The organism is Nitrincola alkalisediminis, from assembly GCF_009821115.1.
Classification (GTDB): domain Bacteria; phylum Pseudomonadota; class Gammaproteobacteria; order Pseudomonadales; family Balneatricaceae; genus Nitrincola; species Nitrincola alkalisediminis.
This window is the reverse complement of sequence record NZ_VYTY01000001.1, coordinates 318,126-340,713: the sequence shown is the minus strand read 5'-3', so window position 1 is coordinate 340,713 and position 22,588 is coordinate 318,126. Positions and strand designations below refer to the sequence as shown.

General features: G+C 47.0%; 19 protein-coding genes and 2 pseudogenes. 8 read left to right on the top strand and 13 right to left on the bottom strand.

The features are described from left to right. Window positions 1-97 precede the first annotated feature (97 nt). From F5971_RS01560 to F5971_RS01550, 3 genes are all read right to left on the bottom strand, one after another. Entirely contained in the window at window positions 98-922 is an 825-nt protein-coding gene (locus F5971_RS01560; RefSeq protein ID WP_246187740.1) for a WYL domain-containing protein, read from the bottom strand. 128 nt (window positions 923-1,050) lie between these two features. After that, window positions 1,051-1,899, bottom strand: coding sequence for a sulfurtransferase (locus F5971_RS01555; protein WP_193493632.1), 849 nt, complete (start codon window positions 1,897-1,899; stop codon window positions 1,051-1,053). Between the two features lie 167 nt (window positions 1,900-2,066). After that, window positions 2,067-3,479 carry a methyl-accepting chemotaxis protein gene (locus F5971_RS01550; RefSeq protein ID WP_193493630.1) on the bottom strand — a complete coding sequence of 471 codons (1,413 nt, stop codon included), beginning with the start codon at window positions 3,477-3,479 and terminating at the stop codon, window positions 2,067-2,069. A 304-nt stretch (window positions 3,480-3,783) separates the two neighbouring features. On the opposite strand from F5971_RS01550, the gene F5971_RS01545 reads away from it, so the two are divergent. Continuing rightward, window positions 3,784-4,818 (top strand): adenosine deaminase, encoded by a 1,035-nt coding sequence (locus tag F5971_RS01545; protein WP_193493628.1) that lies wholly within the window; start codon window positions 3,784-3,786, stop codon window positions 4,816-4,818. On the opposite strand, the gene F5971_RS01540 is transcribed toward F5971_RS01545, so the two are convergent. The 4 genes and pseudogenes from F5971_RS01540 to F5971_RS18745 form a co-directional block, all read right to left on the bottom strand. Then, the gene (locus F5971_RS01540; RefSeq protein WP_051513864.1) at window positions 4,815-5,420 is read right to left on the bottom strand and encodes a MarC family protein; all 606 of its coding nucleotides are present in this window, start codon (window positions 5,418-5,420) and stop codon (window positions 4,815-4,817) included. The two genes, F5971_RS01545 and F5971_RS01540, sit on opposite strands and share 4 nt — an antisense overlap. A gap of 17 nt (window positions 5,421-5,437) precedes the next feature. Beyond that, window positions 5,438-6,643, bottom strand: coding sequence for a CynX/NimT family MFS transporter (locus F5971_RS01535; RefSeq protein WP_051513858.1), 1,206 nt, complete (start codon window positions 6,641-6,643; stop codon window positions 5,438-5,440). Window positions 6,644-6,745: 102 nt separating this feature from the next. Continuing rightward, window positions 6,746-7,105, bottom strand: a pseudogene (locus tag F5971_RS18750) (methyl-accepting chemotaxis protein); the annotation flags it as partial. A 177-nt stretch (window positions 7,106-7,282) separates the two neighbouring features. Next, window positions 7,283-8,047 (bottom strand): annotated as a pseudogene (locus F5971_RS18745) (PAS domain-containing protein); the annotation flags it as partial. 229 nt (window positions 8,048-8,276) lie between these two features. On the opposite strand from F5971_RS18745, the gene F5971_RS01525 reads away from it, so the two are divergent. Continuing rightward, on the top strand, window positions 8,277-9,479 hold the full coding sequence (locus F5971_RS01525; protein WP_193493624.1) for an ABC transporter substrate-binding protein: 1,203 nt from the start codon (window positions 8,277-8,279) through the stop codon (window positions 9,477-9,479). A 52-nt stretch (window positions 9,480-9,531) separates the two neighbouring features. Here F5971_RS01525 and F5971_RS01520 read toward each other — a convergent pair whose 3' ends face one another. From F5971_RS01520 to F5971_RS01500, 5 genes are all read right to left on the bottom strand, one after another. Further along, a complete protein-coding gene (locus tag F5971_RS01520; protein WP_246187739.1) occupies window positions 9,532-10,803 on the bottom strand; it encodes a branched-chain amino acid ABC transporter permease in 1,272 nt (423 codons plus the stop codon). Beyond that, the gene (locus F5971_RS01515; RefSeq protein ID WP_036506742.1) at window positions 10,803-11,801 is read right to left on the bottom strand and encodes a branched-chain amino acid ABC transporter permease; all 999 of its coding nucleotides are present in this window, start codon (window positions 11,799-11,801) and stop codon (window positions 10,803-10,805) included. The genes F5971_RS01520 and F5971_RS01515 overlap by 1 nt, the downstream gene beginning before the upstream one ends. Window positions 11,802-11,818: 17 nt before the next feature. Further along, the gene (locus F5971_RS01510; protein WP_036506739.1) at window positions 11,819-12,523 is read right to left on the bottom strand and encodes an ABC transporter ATP-binding protein; all 705 of its coding nucleotides are present in this window, start codon (window positions 12,521-12,523) and stop codon (window positions 11,819-11,821) included. Window positions 12,524-12,545: 22 nt separating this feature from the next. After that, window positions 12,546-13,313: an ABC transporter ATP-binding protein gene (locus F5971_RS01505; RefSeq protein WP_036506737.1), complete on the bottom strand. Its 768-nt coding sequence runs from the start codon at window positions 13,311-13,313 to the stop codon at window positions 12,546-12,548. 117 nt (window positions 13,314-13,430) lie between these two features. After that, window positions 13,431-14,624: a BaiN/RdsA family NAD(P)/FAD-dependent oxidoreductase gene (locus F5971_RS01500; RefSeq protein ID WP_193493622.1), complete on the bottom strand. Its 1,194-nt coding sequence runs from the start codon at window positions 14,622-14,624 to the stop codon at window positions 13,431-13,433. Window positions 14,625-14,942: 318 nt separating this feature from the next. Here F5971_RS01500 and F5971_RS01495 point away from each other — a divergent pair, with 318 nt between their 5' ends. From F5971_RS01495 to F5971_RS01480, 4 genes are all read left to right on the top strand, one after another. Continuing rightward, the gene (locus tag F5971_RS01495; protein ID WP_193493620.1) at window positions 14,943-17,030 is read left to right on the top strand and encodes a sensor domain-containing diguanylate cyclase; all 2,088 of its coding nucleotides are present in this window, start codon (window positions 14,943-14,945) and stop codon (window positions 17,028-17,030) included. Between the two features lie 83 nt (window positions 17,031-17,113). Then, complete coding sequence (locus F5971_RS01490) at window positions 17,114-18,124, top strand: methionine ABC transporter ATP-binding protein (protein ID WP_036506732.1); 1,011 nt, start codon at window positions 17,114-17,116, stop codon at window positions 18,122-18,124. Next, window positions 18,121-18,786, top strand: a complete 666-nt coding sequence (locus F5971_RS01485; RefSeq protein ID WP_193493612.1) for a methionine ABC transporter permease — start codon at window positions 18,121-18,123, stop codon at window positions 18,784-18,786. Before F5971_RS01490 ends, F5971_RS01485 begins: the two co-directional genes overlap by 4 nt. A 37-nt stretch (window positions 18,787-18,823) precedes the next feature. Then, a complete protein-coding gene (locus F5971_RS01480) occupies window positions 18,824-19,594 on the top strand; it encodes a MetQ/NlpA family ABC transporter substrate-binding protein (protein WP_036506729.1) in 771 nt (256 codons plus the stop codon). Window positions 19,595-19,700: 106 nt separating this feature from the next. Here F5971_RS01480 and F5971_RS01475 read toward each other — a convergent pair whose 3' ends face one another. Then, window positions 19,701-20,309: a LysE/ArgO family amino acid transporter gene (locus F5971_RS01475; RefSeq protein ID WP_036506726.1), complete on the bottom strand. Its 609-nt coding sequence runs from the start codon at window positions 20,307-20,309 to the stop codon at window positions 19,701-19,703. Between the two features lie 97 nt (window positions 20,310-20,406). On the opposite strand from F5971_RS01475, the gene F5971_RS01470 reads away from it, so the two are divergent. Both F5971_RS01470 and F5971_RS01465 read left to right on the top strand, forming a co-directional pair. Further along, window positions 20,407-21,294, top strand: coding sequence for a LysR family transcriptional regulator ArgP (locus F5971_RS01470; protein WP_036506723.1), 888 nt, complete (start codon window positions 20,407-20,409; stop codon window positions 21,292-21,294). A 65-nt stretch (window positions 21,295-21,359) separates the two neighbouring features. Beyond that, complete coding sequence (locus F5971_RS01465; protein WP_193493611.1) at window positions 21,360-22,565, top strand: ribose-phosphate diphosphokinase; 1,206 nt, start codon at window positions 21,360-21,362, stop codon at window positions 22,563-22,565. The last annotated feature ends 23 nt before the right edge of the window (window positions 22,566-22,588 follow it).

The window sequence follows — 22,588 nt, the reverse complement described above, 5'->3', positions numbered from 1 at the left end:
TAATAGGATCTCCTACTCCTCACAACCCCTGTTCAAATAACCAGTAAATTTCTTTTACACATTCACAGCCCAAACGTCTCCAACAGCAACTCAAACGCTAAAAAAGCCACTCGGATATGTCATGTTTATTGACTAGGACTAGCTGCTGCGCTTTAGGATCTGGATCCAGCATTTTGGTATTGACTTGCATTTCCTGGATCAAATACTGAATCAAACAGGCTCGGGTAGTGATGCGCAGTTCGCCGTTGTCCATCTGGTAATCCGTTTCGATCACGTCTTTTTGGGCGGGGGTTAGCCTTGAATCAGGGGTGAAGATCACCTCAACTAGGAGGTGCCAGGCGTAGTCATCTTCACCCGTTTTATCCGATACCTGCTCTAATTCAGGTACACCGCGAAAGCGGCTCAAAACAAAGTCACGGTATTCTTGGCTTTTTTCACACCAGGCTCTCAAGTGCCAGCGCAGGCCTGTTTTTACAAAGCTATGGGGGACAATGATTCGACCTTCTCGGTCGGGATTGGTAAGAGAGACATAATCCACTTCCAAGGCTCGGTGTTCACGAATTGCCTGCACCAACTGTCTCATTATTTCAGGCTGTATATGACGTGGAGGCAGAGGGACTGCGTCGTAAGGAAGGTGCATATTCAGGCCCAGAGTATTGGTATGGCGAGTTGCCCATTCTAGGTACTCCGCTACATCGCCATTGAGGTATAAAGGCTTGAAAGCGTCTGTCGGCTGATAGACTTTTTGATGAGTGTTGTAAGCAAGGCTACCAGGCTGAAAAGCCAAATACTGATTAATGCATTTACTGGCCGACTGGCGGGTGACTTGAAATTCTCGCACTAGATCCGAGGTATTTACCCGCCCTTCCCACCAAGCTAGCAGCTCAATCAACCAGAGTCGTTGTTGCTCCGAAGTATTCACAAAAACGTCCATATGTCCATGTGCTAAGAGCTTGAGTGTAATGCAACTTTCTAATAAATACGACCATACCTTTGGGTACTCATTACACCTCCGTCAGTAAAACAACTGTTACACGTATTAGTGATTAACTAGGCTTCCCCCTCAACCGGAAACCCCTCCCCAGCCCCCCACTCGGCCCAGGAGCCATCGTACAGACTCACCTGTTCTCTACCCGACACAATAGCCGCTACCAACAGAATACACGCGGTAATTCCCGAGCCACAGGAAAACGCAATCGGACGACTGGGTTCCAAGGCCAATGCTGCAAAAATCTGATCTAAGTCTTGAGGGGACTTGTACAGATGTCCATCTAAAACCTTTAGGAAAGGCAGATTGAGGGATTGGGGTATGTGCCCACTTCGCACTCCCGGGCGAGGCTCTGAAACGCGTCCCATAAAGCGATCTTCCGAACGGGCATCCACAACCTTAAATGAGGATGATTCAATGTTCGATAAAATCTCAGCACTGGATTTAAGATTAGCCGAATGTAACTGCAAGGCGTCATCGACCAAACAACCCGTTGACGTTGTATAAACGCTTGCAACGGCTCTCCCTTCTTGCAACCAATGGGGTAATCCACCATCCAGAATATACACTTTATCAAAGCCAAAGGTTTTGAAAATCCACCAAACTCTGGGGGCTGCATAGATGCCTTGGTTATCGTAAATCACCAATGTATGACGCTGGTTAATTCCCACACGCTTAAGTAACGAGCGCATTTGCTCAAGAGTGGGAAAGGCATGAACTGAGCTAGAGGTTAAATCCGACAAATCAGTTTCGATATCCAGTTTAATGGCATTGGGAATGCACACAGGTGAGTCATACTCAATCGGCTCTTTACCTATGACTTTACCAATACTGGCTTCGATGACAACAAGATCAGGGTCTTGCAGGTGCGTTTGTAACCATTCGGACGTTACTAAAGGGGATGCGTGCATAAAATGACCTTCGTATTTTGGCAACACTGTGAATTCGAGCGTCTCCTTCGATCATAGCAGGCAGCGGTAATGGACTCCATCAACACAGACAAAAAGGCTGCAATCTGTAGCCTGTAGACAGCCAAGACGGATACACACTATCCATCTTGGCAACAGAGTGAATGGGCTTAGCTATCCAAAAAAGCGGCCAAACGCACATCCGCGCCAAGGATAGCTACGATGCCTTTTTCAGGATGCCGAACAGGCACGCTGACCGTAAAACAGTAGTCATCGGTAGCCACAGAGCGATACACAGGGCTCACGTAAGGCCGCTCGTTTCGTATCGCCTCTTTAAACCATTTACGATCCGACCAGTTCCGGCCCTTGCCCGTTCCCTCATAGTTCACCACGACCCACTCAGGGTGAATATTGGCGCTGATTTGTCGCCCATTCGGATCAACCAAATACAAAAGCTCAAAGCGTCGACCACTGCGACCTAATGCCGCTCGCAAGGTTTGCTCAACGCGTTGCTCTTGATGCGGTTCGTTCAAACCAACATCTGAAGCCAATTTCTCGACGTCATCTCGTGCTGTACCATGCAGATCCAACTGATACACACCCAGTGCTTCCAGCAACTGATCACCATGCTGGCGAATACTTGTGCTCCCAGAACCCAGCTGAGCTGACGTTTCTAATAAGTGCTTCGAGGCATCGGCAATACCTTGAATATCACGTGTTACACTGCTAATGGCTGAACCTATCTGAGTGGTGCCTGATGCTACCTGACGGCTGCAATCTTCCAGCATTTGCATATCGGATCGACTTTTTTTAAGAAAATCTCGCATATTTCCAATAGCAGTGTAACCCGTCTCGACTCGAGCGCTGACCAACTCCCCTCCTTGGGTTAACTCTGTCACCTCGCCTCGGATCAGCCCTATGCGATTTTCGACTTCGCCGGTTGCATTCATCGTTCGATCAGCAAGGGCACGTACCTCGTCTGCAACCACCGAAAAGCCCCGGCCAGCATCCCCCGCCCGAGCGGCTTCAATCGCTGCATTCAAAGCTAAAAGATTGGTTTGACGTGAAATATCGGCAATCATCTCGACCAAACGCAGCATTTCTTCAGCTTGTTGATCCACCCGTTGAATGCGGGTCTGCAACGCCGACATTTCAGTTCGCATCGTTTCCATGAGTTCCCCCACCGACCGTCCTTGAACATCACATTCAGCCACTTGCCGTGAGGCATCAGCCGCCAACTGGTGCATTGTCTCAGCTGCAGGCCCCAACTCTTTGCTAATCGTGACACTGATTTCCTCACTTGCGCTGGCCAACTGTGCCGAGGCTTCACTTAATGTTGCCCCTTCTTTTTCAGCCAAATTAGCCGACTCGGCCAATAGTGGCGCTTGACCCGCAATCGCCACGGCATGACGCAAGCCTTCAGTAAAAGAGTCATGAAGACGAAGTGACAGCTGATCAAAGGCGTGTGCCAGAGGGTAATCAACACCACTGCGTGCACTCAAATCCCCTGTTTCAACTGTCGACTTTAGATGCAACGTGAATTGATGACGCGCCCGTGAAGCTGGAGTAATGTGTAGTTTCATACGCTGGTCTCAATCTAATATAGCCATTCACATACATTCAAAATGTTTAACATGCAAAACAAAGGCCATGGGTATCAAAGCCTTATATGCCCTATCTATGTGCAACCACTGCAACTTATTTGAGCACTTTCTCTTAAACTCGCACTAAAATCAAACAAAGATACCTTATTATTGATTCATTTTTTGATAACGGATCTTGTGAAAACCAATTCAGATGTTTTTTAGAGTTTTACTCAACTTTACTCGACAAGTTCAGTAGTATAAGGATAACAACGTCTTATCCCACCTGGCTGGAGGCTCACATATGAAGCGTTTACTGATCGACTTTGCGCACAGTCTTCCTAAAGCTGAATTGCATTTGCACCTTGAGGGCAGCCTAGAGCCTGAACGCATGTTTATGTTGGCTCAACGTAATCAGGTCACACTTCCGTACTCAAGCACCGATGAACTCAAAGCCGCCTACTCCTTTGGCAACCTGCAAGCCTTTCTAGATTTATATTATCAAGGTATGTCGGTGCTCATCACCGAGCAAGATTTTTATGACTTAACCTATGATTACTTAACGCGTATTCATCAGGACAATGTGATTCACACGGAAGTCTTTTTTGATCCGCAGGGTCACTTAGAGCGAGGCATCGACTTTGCCACACAAATCAACGGCATTTATCGAGCGTTGGAAGATGGACAAAGGCACTATGGGATTAGCTTTAAACTCATCATGTCCTTTCTACGCCATCTGAGCGAAGAAAGCGCATTCGAAACGCTTGAGTTAGCCCTACCCTATTTAGATAAAATCTCCGGTGTCGGACTCGATTCATCTGAGAAAGGACACCCGCCTGAGAAATTTGCGCGCGTATTTGCCCGTGCGAAAGCCTTGGGTTTAAAGGTAACGGTTCACGCGGGCGAAGAGGGGCCTCCTGAGTACGTTTGGCAAGCGCTCAACACGGTTAAAACAGACCGGGTGGATCATGGTAATCGCTCGTTGGAAGATCCTAAGCTGATCCAACATTTAGCTGAACATCGCTATACGCTCACCGTATGCCCATTATCAAACTTGAAGCTATGTGTCATTGGATCGATGGACGAACACCCGATTATCAGGATGCTGGATCAGGACTTACAGGCCACGTTAAATTCGGATGATCCGGCCTATTTTGGTGGATACGTGAATGACAACTTTACAGCTGTGATCAACGCACTCCCCCTGACCCACGCCCATATTCTAACCTTGGTCAAAAACAGTTTCACCGGAAGCTGGATGACAGATGAAGAGAAAGACGCTGCATTGCAGCGCCTAGAGAAAAAAGTTGATGAATGGCGCCATACGCGCTTTGATTAAACGGCCGATGAGATATTGGTAATGCCGTCGTAAATAAACTGTATTGCCAAGGCAGCCAAAATAACGCCTAAGAAACGCCGGAGAATCTCATCTCCGGTTTTTCCGATAACTTTTTTCACGTATTTTGAAAGCAACATCATCACCAGTGTTAGCACATAAATACTGATCACCGCTAAAAAGATCGAAACACTGGCCTTTTGATCACTACTGCCTGAAAAAACTAGAATAGATAGGGTTAAAGCACCTGGCCCCGCTAACAATGGAATGGACAGTGGAAAAACTGACACATCCGATTTTTCTTTTGACGCCGAAGGCATGCTGACTTCTCGTGTTACCAAATTGAATGCTGTGAAGAAGAGCAATAAGCCACCCGAAATTCTCAAGGCATTAATATTGATGCCCAACATATGAATAAAGGCTTCACCATAGTTACCAAACAACAGAATCAGCGCAATGCTAATCAGGGTAGCTTTAATCGCCGTTATCGCTCGGCTGCGATTATCGGCATCTGGCATCAGTGCATTAAAGATCAATGCCGTACCAATGGGATCGACAATAACAAAAAAACCCGTAAATGCATTTAAATAAGCCGTAATATCCATACATCTCTCTTAATCAATTAATGACGCTCTAACGCTTTAACATACCCTGGACGAGAGGCATACAAACCAAAACCCAGTTGGAAAACCTGCAATATCATCATCAGTAATAAAGCATATTGCCAGTCTACAGAGAAATCTCGAATGGCTCCCAGCATCACAGGGCCACTCGCCGCAATCATATACCCCACACTTTGAGCCATAGCCGATAATGCGGTGGCTTGTAAGGCATTTTGTGTCCGTAAAATAAACAACGTTAACGCCAAACTCAAAGAGCATCCAGCACCCACTCCCATTAAGGATGCCCAGAGATACGGCGCTGACGCGGCACTCCAATATAAACCCGCAATTCCACTAAAGGAGGCGATAAAAACAAGGAGCGCCAAGGGAACCTGACTGCGCATACGCGCCGCTAAGATCGGGATCATCAAATTAAAAGGAATACTCACCATGTTAATTAATGACGCAGCTGTACCCGCGCTTTCAGGGTCTAAGCCACTTTCCATAAAAATTTTTGGAAGCCAAGTCGCAATCGCATAAAAGTAAAATGACTGCAGCCCCATGTACAGCGTGATTGACCAAGCAATGGGGTCTTTCCATAGGGTAGCGCGTGCGGAGGCGGAGGCTTTGCCTGCTTTTTTCAACTTAAGCATCGGCAACCAAAATAACACACCGATCAAGGGCAAAATCGCCCAGATCATCACCGGAAAACGCCAGCTATCATAATAGGTCATGATGGGAACCGCGAGATATACCCCAAGTCCCGCCCCTAAACTCAGCATAATGGAGTAAAGACCTGTCATTAATCCAATACGTTTGGGAAAGAAGGTTTTAACCATACCTGGGATTAAAACATTCAATAAGGCGATTGCCGAACCCAAAATCACAGTACCCAGCAGTACAACCGGATAGGAGATCACCAGTCTTAAACACACACCCAGACTAATAAGTAACAGTCCAACGACCGCAAGTTGCTGAGTGGAGAAGGATCGGCTTAACCAAGGCACCAAGATAGACACCACACCAAAACAAATCAGAGGCAAGGTAGTCAGCATGCTGAACTCGCTCGCACTGATATTAAGCGCTGCCCGCACCTCCATGACTAGAGGGGCCACAACAACGATTCCACCTCTTAAATTCAAGGCAGCCATCATCAAAGCACAGATGGCAATAACCTGAAAAAAGCGCGAGAGATCAGACGAAGGGGGAGAGTTTTGCAGATTCATCTAGCTTCCAAATCATCTTTATTGGGAAGCTAGATTGTACCTTGTAAACTAAGAGCCTGATAGCAGCTCAGACCAGAAGGCGGCCCAGAGAAATGACAGCCCCTAATTGGACATTAACGTTGACACGGATTTCGACACGTTTTCGGCACCCTCTTTGATTTCTCGCATCACCGAAGAGACTTCAATGATTTGACCGTTACTGGCAATTGCGCTTTCTTTCACATTTGACATTTGCTCGGTGGCCGCTTGCGCTAACTTTCTGTTTTGAATAACAACGTTCTGTATTTCAGACGTGGATTGACTGGTCCGAGAGGCAAGCTGACGAACTTCATCGGCAACCACTGCAAAGCCTCGACCTTGCTCTCCTGCTCTAGCAGCCTCAATTGCAGCATTGAGCGCCAGCAGGTTGGTTTGATCCGCGATCCCACTGATGGTTGAGACAATTTTTTCAATATTCACAGATTGTTCATTTAAGTCATTAATGCTGGATGCCGCCTGCTCAACCATCTCTAAAATTTGCTCAGACATGGCAACAGATCTCGATAGAAGCTTGGCCCCATGATCTGCAATTTGCGATGTTTCTTCAGCGGTCGCTGAAGACAGTTGTGCAACTTCCATTACAGCGTGGTTTTCTTTGACACGTACAGTTATATCTGTCGCCAATTTGATGACTTTTACCACGCGCCCTGTTTCGTCAAGTACCGGGTTATAGGTTGCCTCAATCCAAATGGACTCACCTGTGGAGGTTTTACGTTCAAACTGACCACTAAAGTAACGCCCTTTCTGCAAGTCTTGCCAAAAGCGCGGGTTATCTTGGTAAAAACGGTCATAGCAAAAGATACGATGATGCCGCCCAACAATTTCATTTAATTGATATTTCACCGTGCTTAAAAAATTCTTATTGGCTGCAAGGATGGTGCCGTCCGGCTCAAACTCAATGATCGCCATGGATCTGTCTAGGGCAGTCTCCAATGCTTTTTGTCTCGATATTTCTGCATGAGTTGAAGTGACATCTGATGCAATTTTGAAGTAGCCCGTCAAGCTATGCGTGTCATCGTAAATAGGAAAATACGTCGCTTCGAGCATTAAAAGACTTCCATCCTTTTTCACACGTCGGAAGGTGCCTGCTTGTGGCTTACCTTCAGACAAGGTTTTCCAAAAGTTCTGATAGGCAGCTGAACGGACATACTCCTCTTCACAGAACATCCTGTGATGCTTACCTTGCACTTCAGAAAGACTGTAACCAACAGTTCTTAAAAATAAATCATTGGCTGTTTTAACGACCCCCTCCGGCGTAAACTCTATAAGTGCGATATTTTTGTTGATTGCAATTGCGCGTTGCTCCAATGTTTTTTTATCTTGAGTGAGTTTATTCAAATCTACATTTTGCTTACGAAAAAACATTGAAGTACACCTTTGAGACGGGTTAAGTCCACCCATAGTATAGGGTTTTATTTTCTATACAATTGCCATAAATCATTTTTTTTTACGAAAAGTATTCGACTTTAGATCTATCTGTTACAACTGTTTTTTTAGTCATTTGATCTTAGACGCTTTTTATCCTATAACTGGGTAATTTGGTTTAAGCATTAACGCACGCCTTTGTACTCTAACCCTGCTCAAGGAACACACTATGTTAAAACCTACCCTTCTATGTTCTGCACTCGTCACTGCATTGGGCTTAGGAAGCTTCGCTCATGCTGAAGTCAAACTAGGCTTTATTGGAGGATTTACAGGCCCTATTGAAAGTTTAGCGCCTCCTATCTTTTCTGGGGCACAGCTGGCGGTTCAGCAAATTAATCAGCAAGGCGGCATCCTTAATGGCCAGACACTCACCCTTTTGTCTGCAGACACCACCTGCACAGATGCCTCTGCCGCCATTAACGCGGCCGACAGAATGATCAACACTGAAAAAGTCACCGCGATTGTGGGTGCACTGTGTTCTGGTGCCACGATTGCAGCGGCCAACAATGTTGCAGTACCGGCTGGGGTTGTAATGGTCTCCCCGGCATCGACATCACCCGCCATTGCTGAAATCAACGATAATGATCTCGTTTTCCGGACAACCCCATCAGATTCATACCAAGGCGAGGTGCTCGCCAACCTTCTCCTCTCAAAAGGCATTAACGAAATAGTCGTGACCTTCGTGAATAACGATTACGGCCAAGGCCTATCAAATGCCTTTTCCAGTGTCTTTGAAGCTGGCGGCGGTAGCATTGCTGCTAACCTCGCACACGAGGACGGCAAAGCCGATTATCGTTCAGAACTGGGGTCGCTTGCCTCCAGTGGCGTCGACACGTTGTTAGTCTTAGCCTATGCCGATACCTCTGGCGAGACGATTCTACGTCAGGCCTATGAAAGCGGTAATTTTACACAGTACATTGGTGCCGATGGCATGGTGGGTGATCGCTTGGTCGGCGCTGTTGGCGCAGATGTCCTCGAAGGCATGATTGCTACACGTCCAGGTAAGCCGGACATTCCAGGCAGTGAGCTTTTCTCTGAAGCCGCAGCTGCCGCGGGCTTTGACCCTAACTCAGTGTTTGCCAGCCAAGCCTATGATGCGGCTTTCCTTCTTGCATTGGCCATCGAAAAAAATGGCAGCGCAGATCGTGAAGGTTTAAGCGCTGCGCTACGCTCAGTTGCGTTACCACCAGGCGAAGTGATTTTACCCGGCGAATGGGAAAAAGCCGTTGAATTGCTCAAAGCGGGCCAAGATATCAACTATGAAGGTGCCGCAGGGTCACAAGACTTTGATGAGCGCGGTAACGTGCCGGGCATTATTGAAGAAATGGTCGTGCGTGACGGAGCCTTCACAACCGTTGGTCTGATCGAGTAACACCTATAACGCCCGCGCTATTGAAAGCAGCGGGCGTTATATTTAAATGACGCTATGAATACTGCTGCACTTTTTCAGGGAACAAGCCTTTAGGGGCAAAACGCAACACTAGGGTGATAATCAACCCTATGGTAAACACACGAGCTTGCAAGGCTCGACTGGCAAAATCCGAAGGCGCCTCCCACGCAAACCAGAGATTTCCCAAATAGCTCACTGTATTTAAAATAAACAGCGCCACGGGTTCTGACATAACCCAAATAACATAGACAAACACCGCACCAAACACGGTGCCTAAATTGTTACCTGGGCCACCTAAAATGACCATCACCCAAATTAGAAACGTGTGGTTCAAAGGCAAATAGCCGTTTGGATCAAAAATACCATTAAAGGTAGCCAGACCTGCCCCACCTACCCCCATCAAAACACAGCCCAAAACGAAAACCTCAAGACGGCGCTGATTCACATCCTTCCCCATGGCCGCTGATGACAACTCATTATCGCGTATCGCTCGCATCATCCGCCCCCAAGGGCCTCTGTACGCGGCATGCAACAGATAAAAAATAATCACAATCAGAACCGCCGTCACAGAAAGGTACAATGCACGTGCGGTAATAAAACCAATCTCTCCAGCCCCAGGAACCGGCCAAGGCAGTGGCGACACAGTTAATGTTCCGCGCGTGAGCCATTCTGAGTTTTTCAAGAAGGCTTTAATAATCTCAGCAACACCCAGTGTGGCGATCGCCAAATAATCACTGCGCAAGCCTAAGCAGATATGCCCAATAAAATAGGCCACCGTGCCAGCCAGAATACCGCCAACTAACCAACCGACCCACACCGGCATTCCGAAGCCGCCGATAAAGCCATGTTGAGAGACGATCGCCTGAGTCACAGGTGCAAACCCATTCACAACCCACAAATAGGCCACGGCGAGCGTTATCAATAACAAAGGTAAGCGAATGCTCCTTGGCACCGACAATCGGCGCAACTGAACCACGGCCCAGACAATGACCACCGCACCCAGTAATTTCAAGAATGCCTGCCCCAAATCTGAGGCCTGATCTGAAGACCAAAAGCCCTGATTAACAGGGAACGTCAGCAGCATCGCTGAAAAGCCACCAATGGCCACAAATCCCATGATGCCCGCATTAAATAATCCAGCGTATCCCCACTGAATGGTCAACCCCAGGGCGATGATTGCATAACAACTCGCTTCGACCAACACGCGTATTCCGTAAGCGCTGCCCATAAACACCATCAGCAATAGAATTGAAACGGCCAAGGCCATACACAATCCAAACTCTTTTGTCCGCCATTGCATATTCATTATAAGACCTTCCCTTTAAACAGACCGGTCGGACGCCATACCAAAATGGCCAACAAAATAAAGAAAGGTACGGTGATTTTGTATTCGGTTGGCACAAAGGCAAGATTCGCGGGCAACTCAAACCATAACTGATCTCTAAAAGGCCGTAGTAACACCGCCCAGTTAAAGACGGATAAGGTTTCTGCAAACCCTATAACAAACCCACCCGCCAGTGCGCCGTATGGATGCCCGACTCCCCCCACAATCGCTGCCGCAAAGATGGGCAGCAGTAACATAAAGCTTAAATCCGGCTTAAGCGACACATCCAACGACAGTAAAGTCCCTGCAGCCGCCGCAAGCGAGCCTGCGATAATCCAAGTAACGGTCACGACCTTTTGAGTATTAATACCTGATACTCTCGCCAAATCTGGGTTGTCCGACATGGCTCTCATGGCTTTGCCCAGTTTTGAGCGCGTTAAAAACAGATGCAGGGCGATCACCGCCACGACCAAAAACAGTATCAGGAGGATCTGAGGATCGGTAATCACAATCGGACGATTGGCCAGCTCAAATGGCACATCAATACGATGGATGCCTTTGCGATCATCGATGTAAAGAGAACGGCTACTCGTCCCCATAAACATGCGAATAAGTCCCTGGAGCATCAAGGTAACGCCCAGAGACGCCATAACCAATACGATTGGCTTCACCCCTTGCGCACGCAAAGGCTTATAAAAGGCTTTGTCCAAATACACGGCGGTCAGGGCTGTTAATCCCATGGCCAACGGCAGCATGACGAAGGCTGTAGGCAAGCCTAAAGCAGGGCCAATCGCGGGAAATAACGCCGTTAAGAAAAATGCAAAGAATGCACCCAATGTCATTAAGTCAGCGTGTGCAAAGTGAGCAAAACGCAGAATACTAAAAATCAGCGTAATTCCCACGGCCCCCAAGGCATAGATCGATCCGATCACCGCACCTGAAATAAGGACATTATTAATAAAGAAAACAAGTTCGTTCAAAGGTTCACCTCAGCCTTTCAGCCACCTAAAAAAGCTTTAGCCACTTCAGGATTATTAATCAAGTTCATGCCAGTGTCAGTAAATCGATTTTGTCCAGCGACAAGGACAAAGCCTTTATGGGCGATTTTTAAGGCTTGCTTTGCATGTTGTTCCACCATTAACACGCCCACACCTGCCGCATTGATGGTCACGATGCGCTCAAAAATATCCGCCATGTACAAGGGGGATAAACCCGCCGTCGGCTCATCCAATAAAATAAGACTCGGCTCAATCATCAACGCCCGTCCCATCGCCACCATTTGCCGCTGGCCACCCGATAACTCACCGGCGGGTTGAGCACGCTTGTCGGCTAAAGGGGGAAAGAAATGGTAGACCTGCTCAAGGATGTGCTGATAATTGTCTCGTCGACTGTAAGCACCCATTTCAAGGTTTTCTTGAACGGTCAAGGATGGAAATATGTTTTTCTCTTGGGGCACAAAGGCCATTTTTTTCAAAACCAACTCACCAGGGTCGGCATTTGTAATAGGCTCACCACGAAGCTCAATACTGCCTTCGGTGACGCGCAACAAGCCAAAAATGGCTTTTAATAAGGTCGACTTCCCTGCCCCATTGGGGCCAACAATGACGCCGATTTCGTCCGCGTTAATGGCCAAATCCACACCATTGAGAATGTTCATCCCGCCATAGCCGCCATGAACATTCTTTGCTTCAAGTAAATGCATTCACAAACCTCTAAACTTCGGATCAGTGTGCATCATTACCAAAATAGGCTTCGATGACAGACTTATCTTCTTGTATTTCTTGTATTGTCCCTTCCATCATCACGCTGCCTTGCGCCAACACGATCACCGGATCACACAGCTGTGCGATCATGTCCATATCATGCTCAATCACGAGAAAGGTATAGCCTCTTTCGGTATTCAAACGCTGAATATTGCGAATCAAATCCTGCAACAGCGTGCGGTTAACGCCGGCTGCGATTTCATCTAACAACACGACCTTGGCATCCACCATCATGGTGCGGCCCAGCTCGAGCAGTTTCTTTTGACCGCCGGATAAATTACCCGCCAACTCATTTTTAACATGCGCCAAACCGACAAACTCAATCACCTCTAGCGCTTTTTCGCGCACTTCGGCTTCTTGAGCACGCACGTCGGATGGACGAAACCAAGTATTAAAAAGGCTTTCCCCTTTTTGTGGCGGCACCATCATCAGATTTTCTAAAGCGCTCATGTGAGAGAACTCTTGTGCAATCTGAAAGGTTCTTAACAAGCCGCGATGAAAAAGCTGATTGGCAGGAATAGACGTTATGTCTTGGCCTTGATACCAAATACTCCCGCTGTCTGGGGCAAAGGTTCCAGCGATCAAATTAAACAACGTCGACTTTCCCGCGCCATTTGGGCCAATCAACCCCGTTATTGATCCTTGCTCAACCTGTATCGAACAATCATTAATGACATTTAGACTGCCGAAGGCCTTTGACACCTGACGAACTTCAATAATGGCTGACATGCACACTCCCAATCAGGACAAGTCTCACAGCAATACCCCGTGTTAAAAAGGATTTCGAGTCATTATGATGAATAGATCATACGCTCTGCAATAGCAAAATACGTCAGCTAAACGCCGCTAAACATACTGCCCTGCACAATAACCACTCGACCAAGCCCATTGAAAATTATAGCCACCTAGCCATCCGGTCACATCGATGACCTCACCGATAAAATACAGCCCCGGCACCTGCTTCGCTTCAAAGGTTTTAGACGAAAGCTCGTCCGTTGACACACCACCGCGTGTGACTTCAGCCGTTTTGTAGCCTTCCGTTCCCGAGGGCGTAATACGCCAGTGGTGAAAATAACGAACCAAAACCTCAATATCACTTTTGCTGAGCTGTGCAATGGCTTTATTGGCAATCGAGTTCGCCAACTCGGGAAAGTCCAACCAATGGCTCACCAACCGCTTTGGCAAGATGCGGCTTAATAGAGTTTTCAGCTCAGATTTTGCGCCCTCTCGTTGCCATTGAGTCACGAGAGTGGCTAGATCTTGATCGGGCAATAAATCGATTTCAACTTCATCGCCAAAGTACCAATAATTGGTGATTTGCAAAACGGCAGGACCGCTCAGCCCCTTGTGGGTAAACAGCATAGCTTCTTTGAAGGTTTGCCCACGACAGCTAATACTCACTGGCAAGGCAACGCCAGCCAGCGCTTGAGCTAAGGATAAGGCATCGTTTTTTAACGTAAAGGGCACCAAGGAGGCTTGGCGCTCAGTCACTCGTAAACCAAACTGTTGGGCTACGTCGTATCCAAACCCAGTCGCCCCCAAGGTTGGAATGGACGGGCCACCTGTGGCAATCACTAAAGACTCGCAGGCCATCGGGCCTAAGCTCGTTGTGAGTTCAAAGCCACCTTCAGTTTTTTCAATTGTATGAATTTGACAGCGTGTTTCGATGGTCACGCCCGCTTGCTCACATTCAGCCAATAGAATATTCAAAATATCCTTAGCTCGATTATTGCAAAACAACTGGCCAAGCGTTTTTTCATGGTATTCAAGCTGGTATTTGTTTACCAACTCTAAAAAATCCTGTTGTGTGTAGCGACGTAAAGCAGAGATACAAAAATGGGCATTTTCGGACAAGTAATGGCGTGGCTCCACATTGTAATTGGTAAAGTTACAACGTCCTCCACCCGACATCAGGATCTTTTTACCGACTTTATTCGAATGATCTAAAACCGCGACCTGACGGCCTCGCTGTCCAGCGGTTGCCGCACACATCAAACCTGCCGCACCGGCGCCTATAACGATAGAATCAAAGTAACGCACTGGACTTGCCACCCAAAAGCATCAGTATACCACGCTCAATCAAGCCTAAAAAATAGATCTCAAACGAGGTCGTAGTATTTAACCCAACATCAAACACTTATAAATGTCATATAAGCTCACGTTTTAAAAAACATTTTTACACTCAATCAATTCAAAATTATATGTTTTCCGCTACAATTCAAACTTACAAGGATGAGGAAACACTCAGACATAACCCATCGCACGGTATTTTGAAGTATGGCACTAACATTAAACTCACGTATTGGACGCCTAGTGACCTCATGTTGTTTCATATTTTTGATCGCGATGTGTTGCTGGGTGCCGACTGCAACCTCCGCCACGGTCTCACTGGATCGGGATTGGAGTTACCGTTGGGGTGATTCTCCCTTTAATGAGCATGGAACGCCCCTCTGGTCTCAAGAGCCGTTCGATTCACCTGAATGGCAATCCATTGACTTCCCTTCCAACCCACCCGAGCGCAAGGGCCAAACCAATGTTTGGTACAAAACCTTACTGCCGCAAGGACAATGGACCGATCCCGTTTTATATATCTACAGTGTGGACTTGCTTGTTCAGGTCTACTTTGATGGAAACAAAATATACGAATTCGGACAATTTGATGAAGCGGGTCGCGGTGCGTTTGCAGGCTGGCCTTGGCACAGCATCAAACTGCCCGAAGGTTTTCAAGGTAAGCCTATCTACTTCCGAATCTTTTCGGATTACAGTGATATTGGCTTATGGGGTGAAGTTAAGGTGATGGAGAAGCCCGACTTAATTCTATTTATCTTGTCGAGTTCATTAAAAGAACGCATCATTTTTGCTTTTTGCGTGTTAATCGGTATTTTGGCGTTTATTTTTTCTCTTTTTCAATCACACAAGCAAACCTACTTGTACCTCACACTCTTCTCGTTTGCTTCGGCAGGAATGATTATCGGTGAAAGCCAAGCCTCGCAACTCATCTACAATGCACCGATGCTCTGGCGATACTTGGCAGCCACGTCTTACTTTACACTGCCTATTGCGATCTCGGGTCTTCTCTATTACTGGCTTGCGAACACCTCTCCGCTGTTCCGTATGCTGAGATGGATACGGAATATCCATATTGTTTTTTTGGTCGTCGCTTTAGGTTTATCCTTAACTGAAATCATTCGACTGGCACATTTTTACCCTGTGTTTGATGCCTTATTTGTTTTAACGCTCATCAGCATGCTGGTGCTTATTGTGCCGCAACACACCAAACTCGATACCACGCAAAAACTAATCGTCTGTGCGTATGCCGTATACTCGGTTTTTCTCCTGATCGACATGGCTGTTGCGCATGGATTGATCGCTTGGTGGCGTTTTCCTGTATCCGTGGGAGCCTTACTTTTCTCCATGACCTTGGTTGTTATCTCTATAGTGCACTTCAACCAAACCCAAAAAGCACTGGTCGACTTGACCCTCTCGCTAGAGCAAAAAGTCATTGAGCGCACCGAAAAAATTCAACGCTATGCCCTCAGAGAAAAAGAGCGCGCCCGTCTACTCGCTCTCGAAAACAAAAAAATGCGAGCACTTGAGCAGTTAGTCGAACAATTGCACAAATGCACAGAGTTACAAGAAGCCTTGCAACTCCTGTTCAAACGCCTACCCGCGTTGCTTAAGCCTTTACCGGCAACGGTTCGCTTTAACTCTGTTCGAGACCGTATGCTGCCGTCGACCCTAACGCCTCAATCCATTCTCAGCTTTTCAATCAAGGTGGATGATGCAACCGATAAAAGCTATGTGTGTGCTGTCATTGAAATCGACGAAAGCCCTTTGATCCATGATGATACGATCAATGCCATTTCACTCTTTATTTCAAGGGCGGCCGATCGGATTGGCATCACACTTTCGAGTATTAAGCTGCAAGAGGAGCTGCAACAATTATCCTATGAAGATGCACTCACAGGCTTAAAAAACCGTCGGTTCTTTGACGAGCTTTTAAAACGAGAATCCATGGTTGCGTTACGCCAAGGCACGCCTTTATCCCTGCTCATCTGTGATATTGACCACTTTAAACAGTTTAACGACCGATTTGGCCATGAAGCCGGCGACATGGCATTAAAAACCCTCGCTGAATGTTTGTTAACGCACTTTCGAGAAACCGATATTTCCTGCCGTTACGGTGGCGAGGAGTTTGTGGTGGTGATGCCTGCCGCCTCCAATGAACATGCCGTCAGACGAGCGCAGCAGCTCATCCTTGACGTCGAAAAAACACCGATTGAATACTTAGGGCAGTCAATCGGTACGATTACGCTCTCCATCGGCATTGCCACTTGGCCAGAAACTGTGGATTCACCCTCACTGCTTCTAAAACACGCCGATACCGCGCTTTATCAAGCCAAGCAAAAAGGGCGTAACCGTGTGGAACATGAAATTTGTCTATAAGGTTAGTATTATATTTCACATTCACTTCTACGACTTTGTGGTAATATTGCCTGCTATTTTTCAGCCACAAGGTTAATTTTTTTGTGATTCAGTTTAAACACGTACACAAAGCCTATAAGGTCGGTGGGCGTGAGATTACCGCGCTGGAGCCTTGCGATCTACAGATCCCAGAGGGCCAAATCTTCGGTCTTATCGGTCACTCTGGAGCCGGTAAAAGTACTCTCTTACGCCTTATTAACCGTCTAGAAGAACCGACGTCTGGAAGCATTCTTGTTAAGGATCAAGATATTACGGCACTAGATGCAGCGGCTTTACGTCGTTTTCGACAAGGCGTCGGGATGATTTTTCAACATTTTAATCTACTGTCGTCAAAAACAGTGGCTGACAATGTCGCTATGCCCTTGAAGCTTGCAAACGAGCTGTCCAAGTCACAAATTAGAGCACGCGTTCACCAATTACTCGAACGTGTCGGTTTGACCGACCATGCCCAAAAATACCCTGCGCAATTATCCGGTGGACAGAAGCAACGCGTGGGCATCGCTCGCGCATTGTCGACCAATCCCAGTATTCTTCTGTGCGATGAGGCAACCAGCGCTCTTGATCCGCAAACAACGGGTCAAGTATTGCAATTGTTGAATGAAATAAACCGAGAGCTAAACCTAACCATCGTGCTTATTACGCACGAGATGGATGTGATTCGTCGCATCTGTGATCAGGTTGCCGTGATGGATGCGGGCCGAATTGTTGAACAAGGCAGTGTGTCGGAGGTCTTTTTGCATCCTCAACATCCTACTACGCGCCGCTTTGTCTACGAAGACGAACACCTTGATGAACAAGAGCAACTCAAACGCTTTGCTCAAATCACAGGCTGCATCATCAAACTAACCTTTCAAGGCGAGTCCACCTATTCGCCTCTGTTGGGTGAGGTGGCACGCCACAGCGGTGTTGACTACAGCATTCTAAATGGCCGTATCGATTACATTCGTGACACGCCTTATGGTCAATTAACCCTTTCTTTAATTGGAGGCAACACGGCAGCTGCGTTGGATGCCTTCCGTGCAGCCGATGTGATGGTGGAGATCCTTCGCCCATGAGTTCATTTTTTAACAACGTCGATTGGTATGATATCTGGCTCGCCACGCTCGACACCTTGATGATGCTCGGTGGCTCCATGCTATTCACCGTGCTTTTTGGCTTACCTCTAGGCGTCATTTTGTTTTTAACGGCTCCGAAGCAAATGTTTGAACAAAAAGCGCTCTATGGGATTCTTTCATTTTTTGTCAACGTGTTGCGCTCTTTGCCCTTTATCATTCTGTTGATTGTGATGATTCCTTTAACCTTGTTGATTACGGGTACGTCACTTGGTGTCGCGGGTGCAATTCCCCCCTTAGTTGCGGGCGCAACCCCCTTCTTTGCACGTCTGGTCGAAACAGCCCTGCGTGAAGTGGATAAAGGCATCATTGAAGCCACACAAGCCATGGGAGCGAGCACTTGGCAGATTATTACCCAAGCCTTGCTCCCAGAAGCAAGACCCGGGATTATCGCGGCCTCTACCGTCACCGCCATTACACTCGTTTCCTATACCGCCATGGCGGGGGTCGTGGGCGCCGGAGGCCTAGGTGACTTGGCCATACGCTTTGGTTATCAACGCTTTCAAACCGACGTCATGGTTGTGACCGTCGTTCTGTTACTGATTTTGGTACAACTATTACAGAGTCTAGGAGACCGCTTAGTCATTCACTTTTCACGTAAATGAAACCTGTCTTATTTTGTTAGCCCCTTGGAGATATTGAATGAAAAAATTACTCGTGACCTTAGCTGCTTTAACCGCTTTTTCAGCACATGCAGCAAGTTTACAAGTCGCCGCCACCGCCGTTCCACATGCTGAAATTTTAGAGTTTGTGAAGCCGACCCTGGCTGAAAAAGGCATTGAACTGAACGTGCGTGTATTTACCGATTACGTCCAACCCAATGTGCAGGTGTCGGAAAAGCGCCTTGATGCCAACTTTTTCCAACACCAGCCGTACCTAGATAACTTTAACAGCACGCGTGGGACTGATTTGGTTACCCTAGCCGGTATTCACGTTGAGCCCTTTGGCGCTTACTCGGTTAAGCACACCGATCTTGAACAATTGCCTGAACGCGCTCAAGTGGCCATTCCCAATGATGCTACCAATGGTGGTCGTGCATTATTATTGTTACAAACGGCTGGCTTAATCACGCTAAACCCAGAAGCAGGCATCACAGCAGGTGTCCGTGACATTCAAGACAACCCTAAGCAGCTGCGTATCCGTGAAATTGAAGCGGCGACCCTTCCACGTGTTCTGAATCAAGTTGATCTTGCACTCATTAACACCAACTACGCTTTAGAAGCCGGTTTAAACCCAGCCGATGATGCGTTGTTTATTGAAGGCAGCGAATCACCGTACGTCAATATTTTGGTCACACATGCGGATAACCAAGACGCTGAATCCTTGAAAACCTTGGTAGACGTGCTTAAAACCGATGAAGTGAAAGCCTTCATTCTCGAAAAATACGAAGGTGCGGTCGTACCTGCGTTCTAAATAGGTATAAAGAGTCCTCTTAGGTTTTCACTGTCTGAGAGGCTCACCTCATCTGGGAACCTCTGACCTCAGTATTCAACATTTAAACACACGTCAACCTTCCCGCTCACTGACTATACGAAACAACCAAACTCACGGCCACAGCGAGTAAAATCATCCCCATACCCGCATCAAACACCCGCCAATGGGTAGGTGAACTGAGGTGTTTTTTCAGCAAAGGCGCACAACTCGTCAAAATTGAAAACCAAACAAACGAAGCAAAGCAAGCCCCCACCACAAACCATAGCTTGTCCGTCTGTTGCGCACCCACACTGCCAATCAAAACCAACGTATCCAAGTATACGTGTGGATTCAAAAGGGTTATGGCCAACGCCGTGATGGCCACTTTCACTGCACTCGGCTGGTTAATCACATCGGACACCTGCAATCCCTCTCCTCCTTTGGCCGCACGCATTAAGGATTTAAAGGCTAAACTCAACAATAGCGCCACACCCAGTACCGTTAAAATCGGCACTAAAGGTGGAATCAATGACTGAATGTGTTGAATTGCATAGACACCGATGATGATTAAAATCGAATCACAGAGAATGCAAACACTGGCAATCACACTCCGATGGTAACCGCGCATCGCATTGCTTAACACCCAAGCATTTTGAGCACCTATGGCCACAATCAACCCTAAAGACACTACAAAACCTGTCGCAAATACCCACATCACAGCCTCCACTGGCTTCATTGAATGATTGGCAGAGACTAATCCATGCGTTATCATTAATCTAACAAATAATTTTTATGCATCATAAGTATTTCTAATGATTGATTATCGACTCCTACAAGCACTCGCTGCTGTGTTTGAACAAGGTGGTTTTGAAAAAGCCGCGCAAGCGTTGCATCTCACCCAATCGGCGGTGAGTCAACGGATCAAGCAACTTGAAAGCCAATTAGGGCAGCCACTTTTATTTAGAAGCACCCCACCTAAGCCCACCTTAATGGGGGAGCGTTTACTTAATCACCTGCAACAGGTTAAGCAGATGGAGGCAAGCTTAGGTTTAGCCATTGACCCAGAGGATTTGATTATTCGAATTACAGTCAATGCAGACTCTTTAGCCACTTGGCTGCCAGAGGCCTTAGTAATTGATCAATACCCTCAGTTGCGTTTTGATATATCGGTCGAAGATCAAGCCGTTGGACTAAGGCGCATGAAACAAGGCGAAGTCATGGCTTGCTTATGTGACAGTGCTGTACCCGTGAATGGGGGAGCCTGTATCGCTTTAGGCACAATGCGTTACCGAGCTCTCGCTAGCCCCCACTTCATTAAGCGCCTACATCTAGAGACATTTGACGCTCACCGACTGCTCTACGCTCCTTGCCTCGTCTACAGTCGTGACGATGCATTACAACACCAGTTTATGACAGCCATGGCAGGAGCCGAGCCTAAAACCATACATCTGATCCCATCCTCTGAAGGATTTGTCAAAGCGGCATTGGCAGGGCTAGGGTTTGGAATGATGCCAGAGCTGCAAGTGAAAGGTTTGATTGAGAGTCAGCAACTCGTAGACGTTGTTCCTGGATATGTGCAAGACATTCCCTTGTACTGGCACTTTTGGCAAGCCGAAAGCCCTGTCATGGCGCAAGTTCGTCAATCTGTGATTAAGGCGGCAAAACAACACCTGTACAATCCGCAAGAAGTTGCAAAGTAACTCTATTGAAATAATCCAACACGTATTAAAATTAGCGGTAATTTCACCCTTTTTAAGGATCGTCCATGACTTTATCGGCCAGCCCGTCCACTCCTGTTGTCGTGAGCAACACTTCAGACAACCCCTTTGCCATTGATGTTGCTTATGCCATGGGGCAACGAGAAGATATTGCTGACCTAATTAGCATGAAGCAATTCATGAACTCCGAGTTTTGTCCTAGGTTTATATCGGACGAAACCGACTTTGATAATATTGGACGCACACTCAAAGGCCGCCCAGTCATCATCGTCAGTACAACAAGTCATACTAAGAGCCGACAAGAGTTGGCGATGAATAATTTAATTATTGCACGTGCAGCCAAGGAAAACGGTGCCGAACGCGTCATTCTGGTCGAACCGGATCTTTTCTATAGTGCACAAGATCGTGGCCCCCATAAAGATTTAGGGCAAACGCATTTTGAACGTGACATCAATGACATCAAAAAGTTTGATGGACAACCCTTCACCGCTAAACTCTACGCTCAACTCTTAAAGTTTTCGGGCGTGGACACTGTGATGACCATTCACAATCACTCTGAATCCGTTCAGAAGATTTTTTCGGATGTGTTTGATGGTGACTTCCATAACCTTATTCCCTACGGGATTTATGCCCATTACTTACTCAATTCAAACATTTTGAGTTATGGCGAGGACGGCGATGGTTTGGTTCTGTGCGCTCCAGATAAAGGAGCGCGCGACTTCGTTAAACAAATGTTTACAACTCTTGGTCTAAGCAAAGCCAAATTCATTATGCTCGACAAGGAACGAACGGCTGAGCGAAAAGTTGAGATCACATTGCATAAAGAAAGTGAGCATACTTTTGATGGATTAGAAGGATCCAGCATCGTTCTGTTCGATGACATGGTGCGTACAGGGTCGACCGTGGTCAAGTCCTGCCAATTTTTACAGCAGATCAACCCTCAACGCATGGTGTTTGCTGTCTCACATTTTTATGCCAGTGATGAAGGGCGTGAACGTATGGCGCACCCAGCGATTGGCGAAATACTCACATTGAACACACTGCCCACAATCTTAAACCGTGATGAACAAGGTCGTTTGCGTAAGAAGATGGTGGTTTTGAAAGTTGAAAAATGGCTAGCGCAGGAGCTGTGTAATCTGCTTAATCTGCCACAGACTCAAGAAGCCAATCCCTATAAAATCGATATGTCCTCTAAAAACCCTCGTTTTAGACGCAAAATTTGGTTTAGTGAAGAACTCTCTGAATTAAAGTAAATCTTAGGCCCAACGCAGTGCGT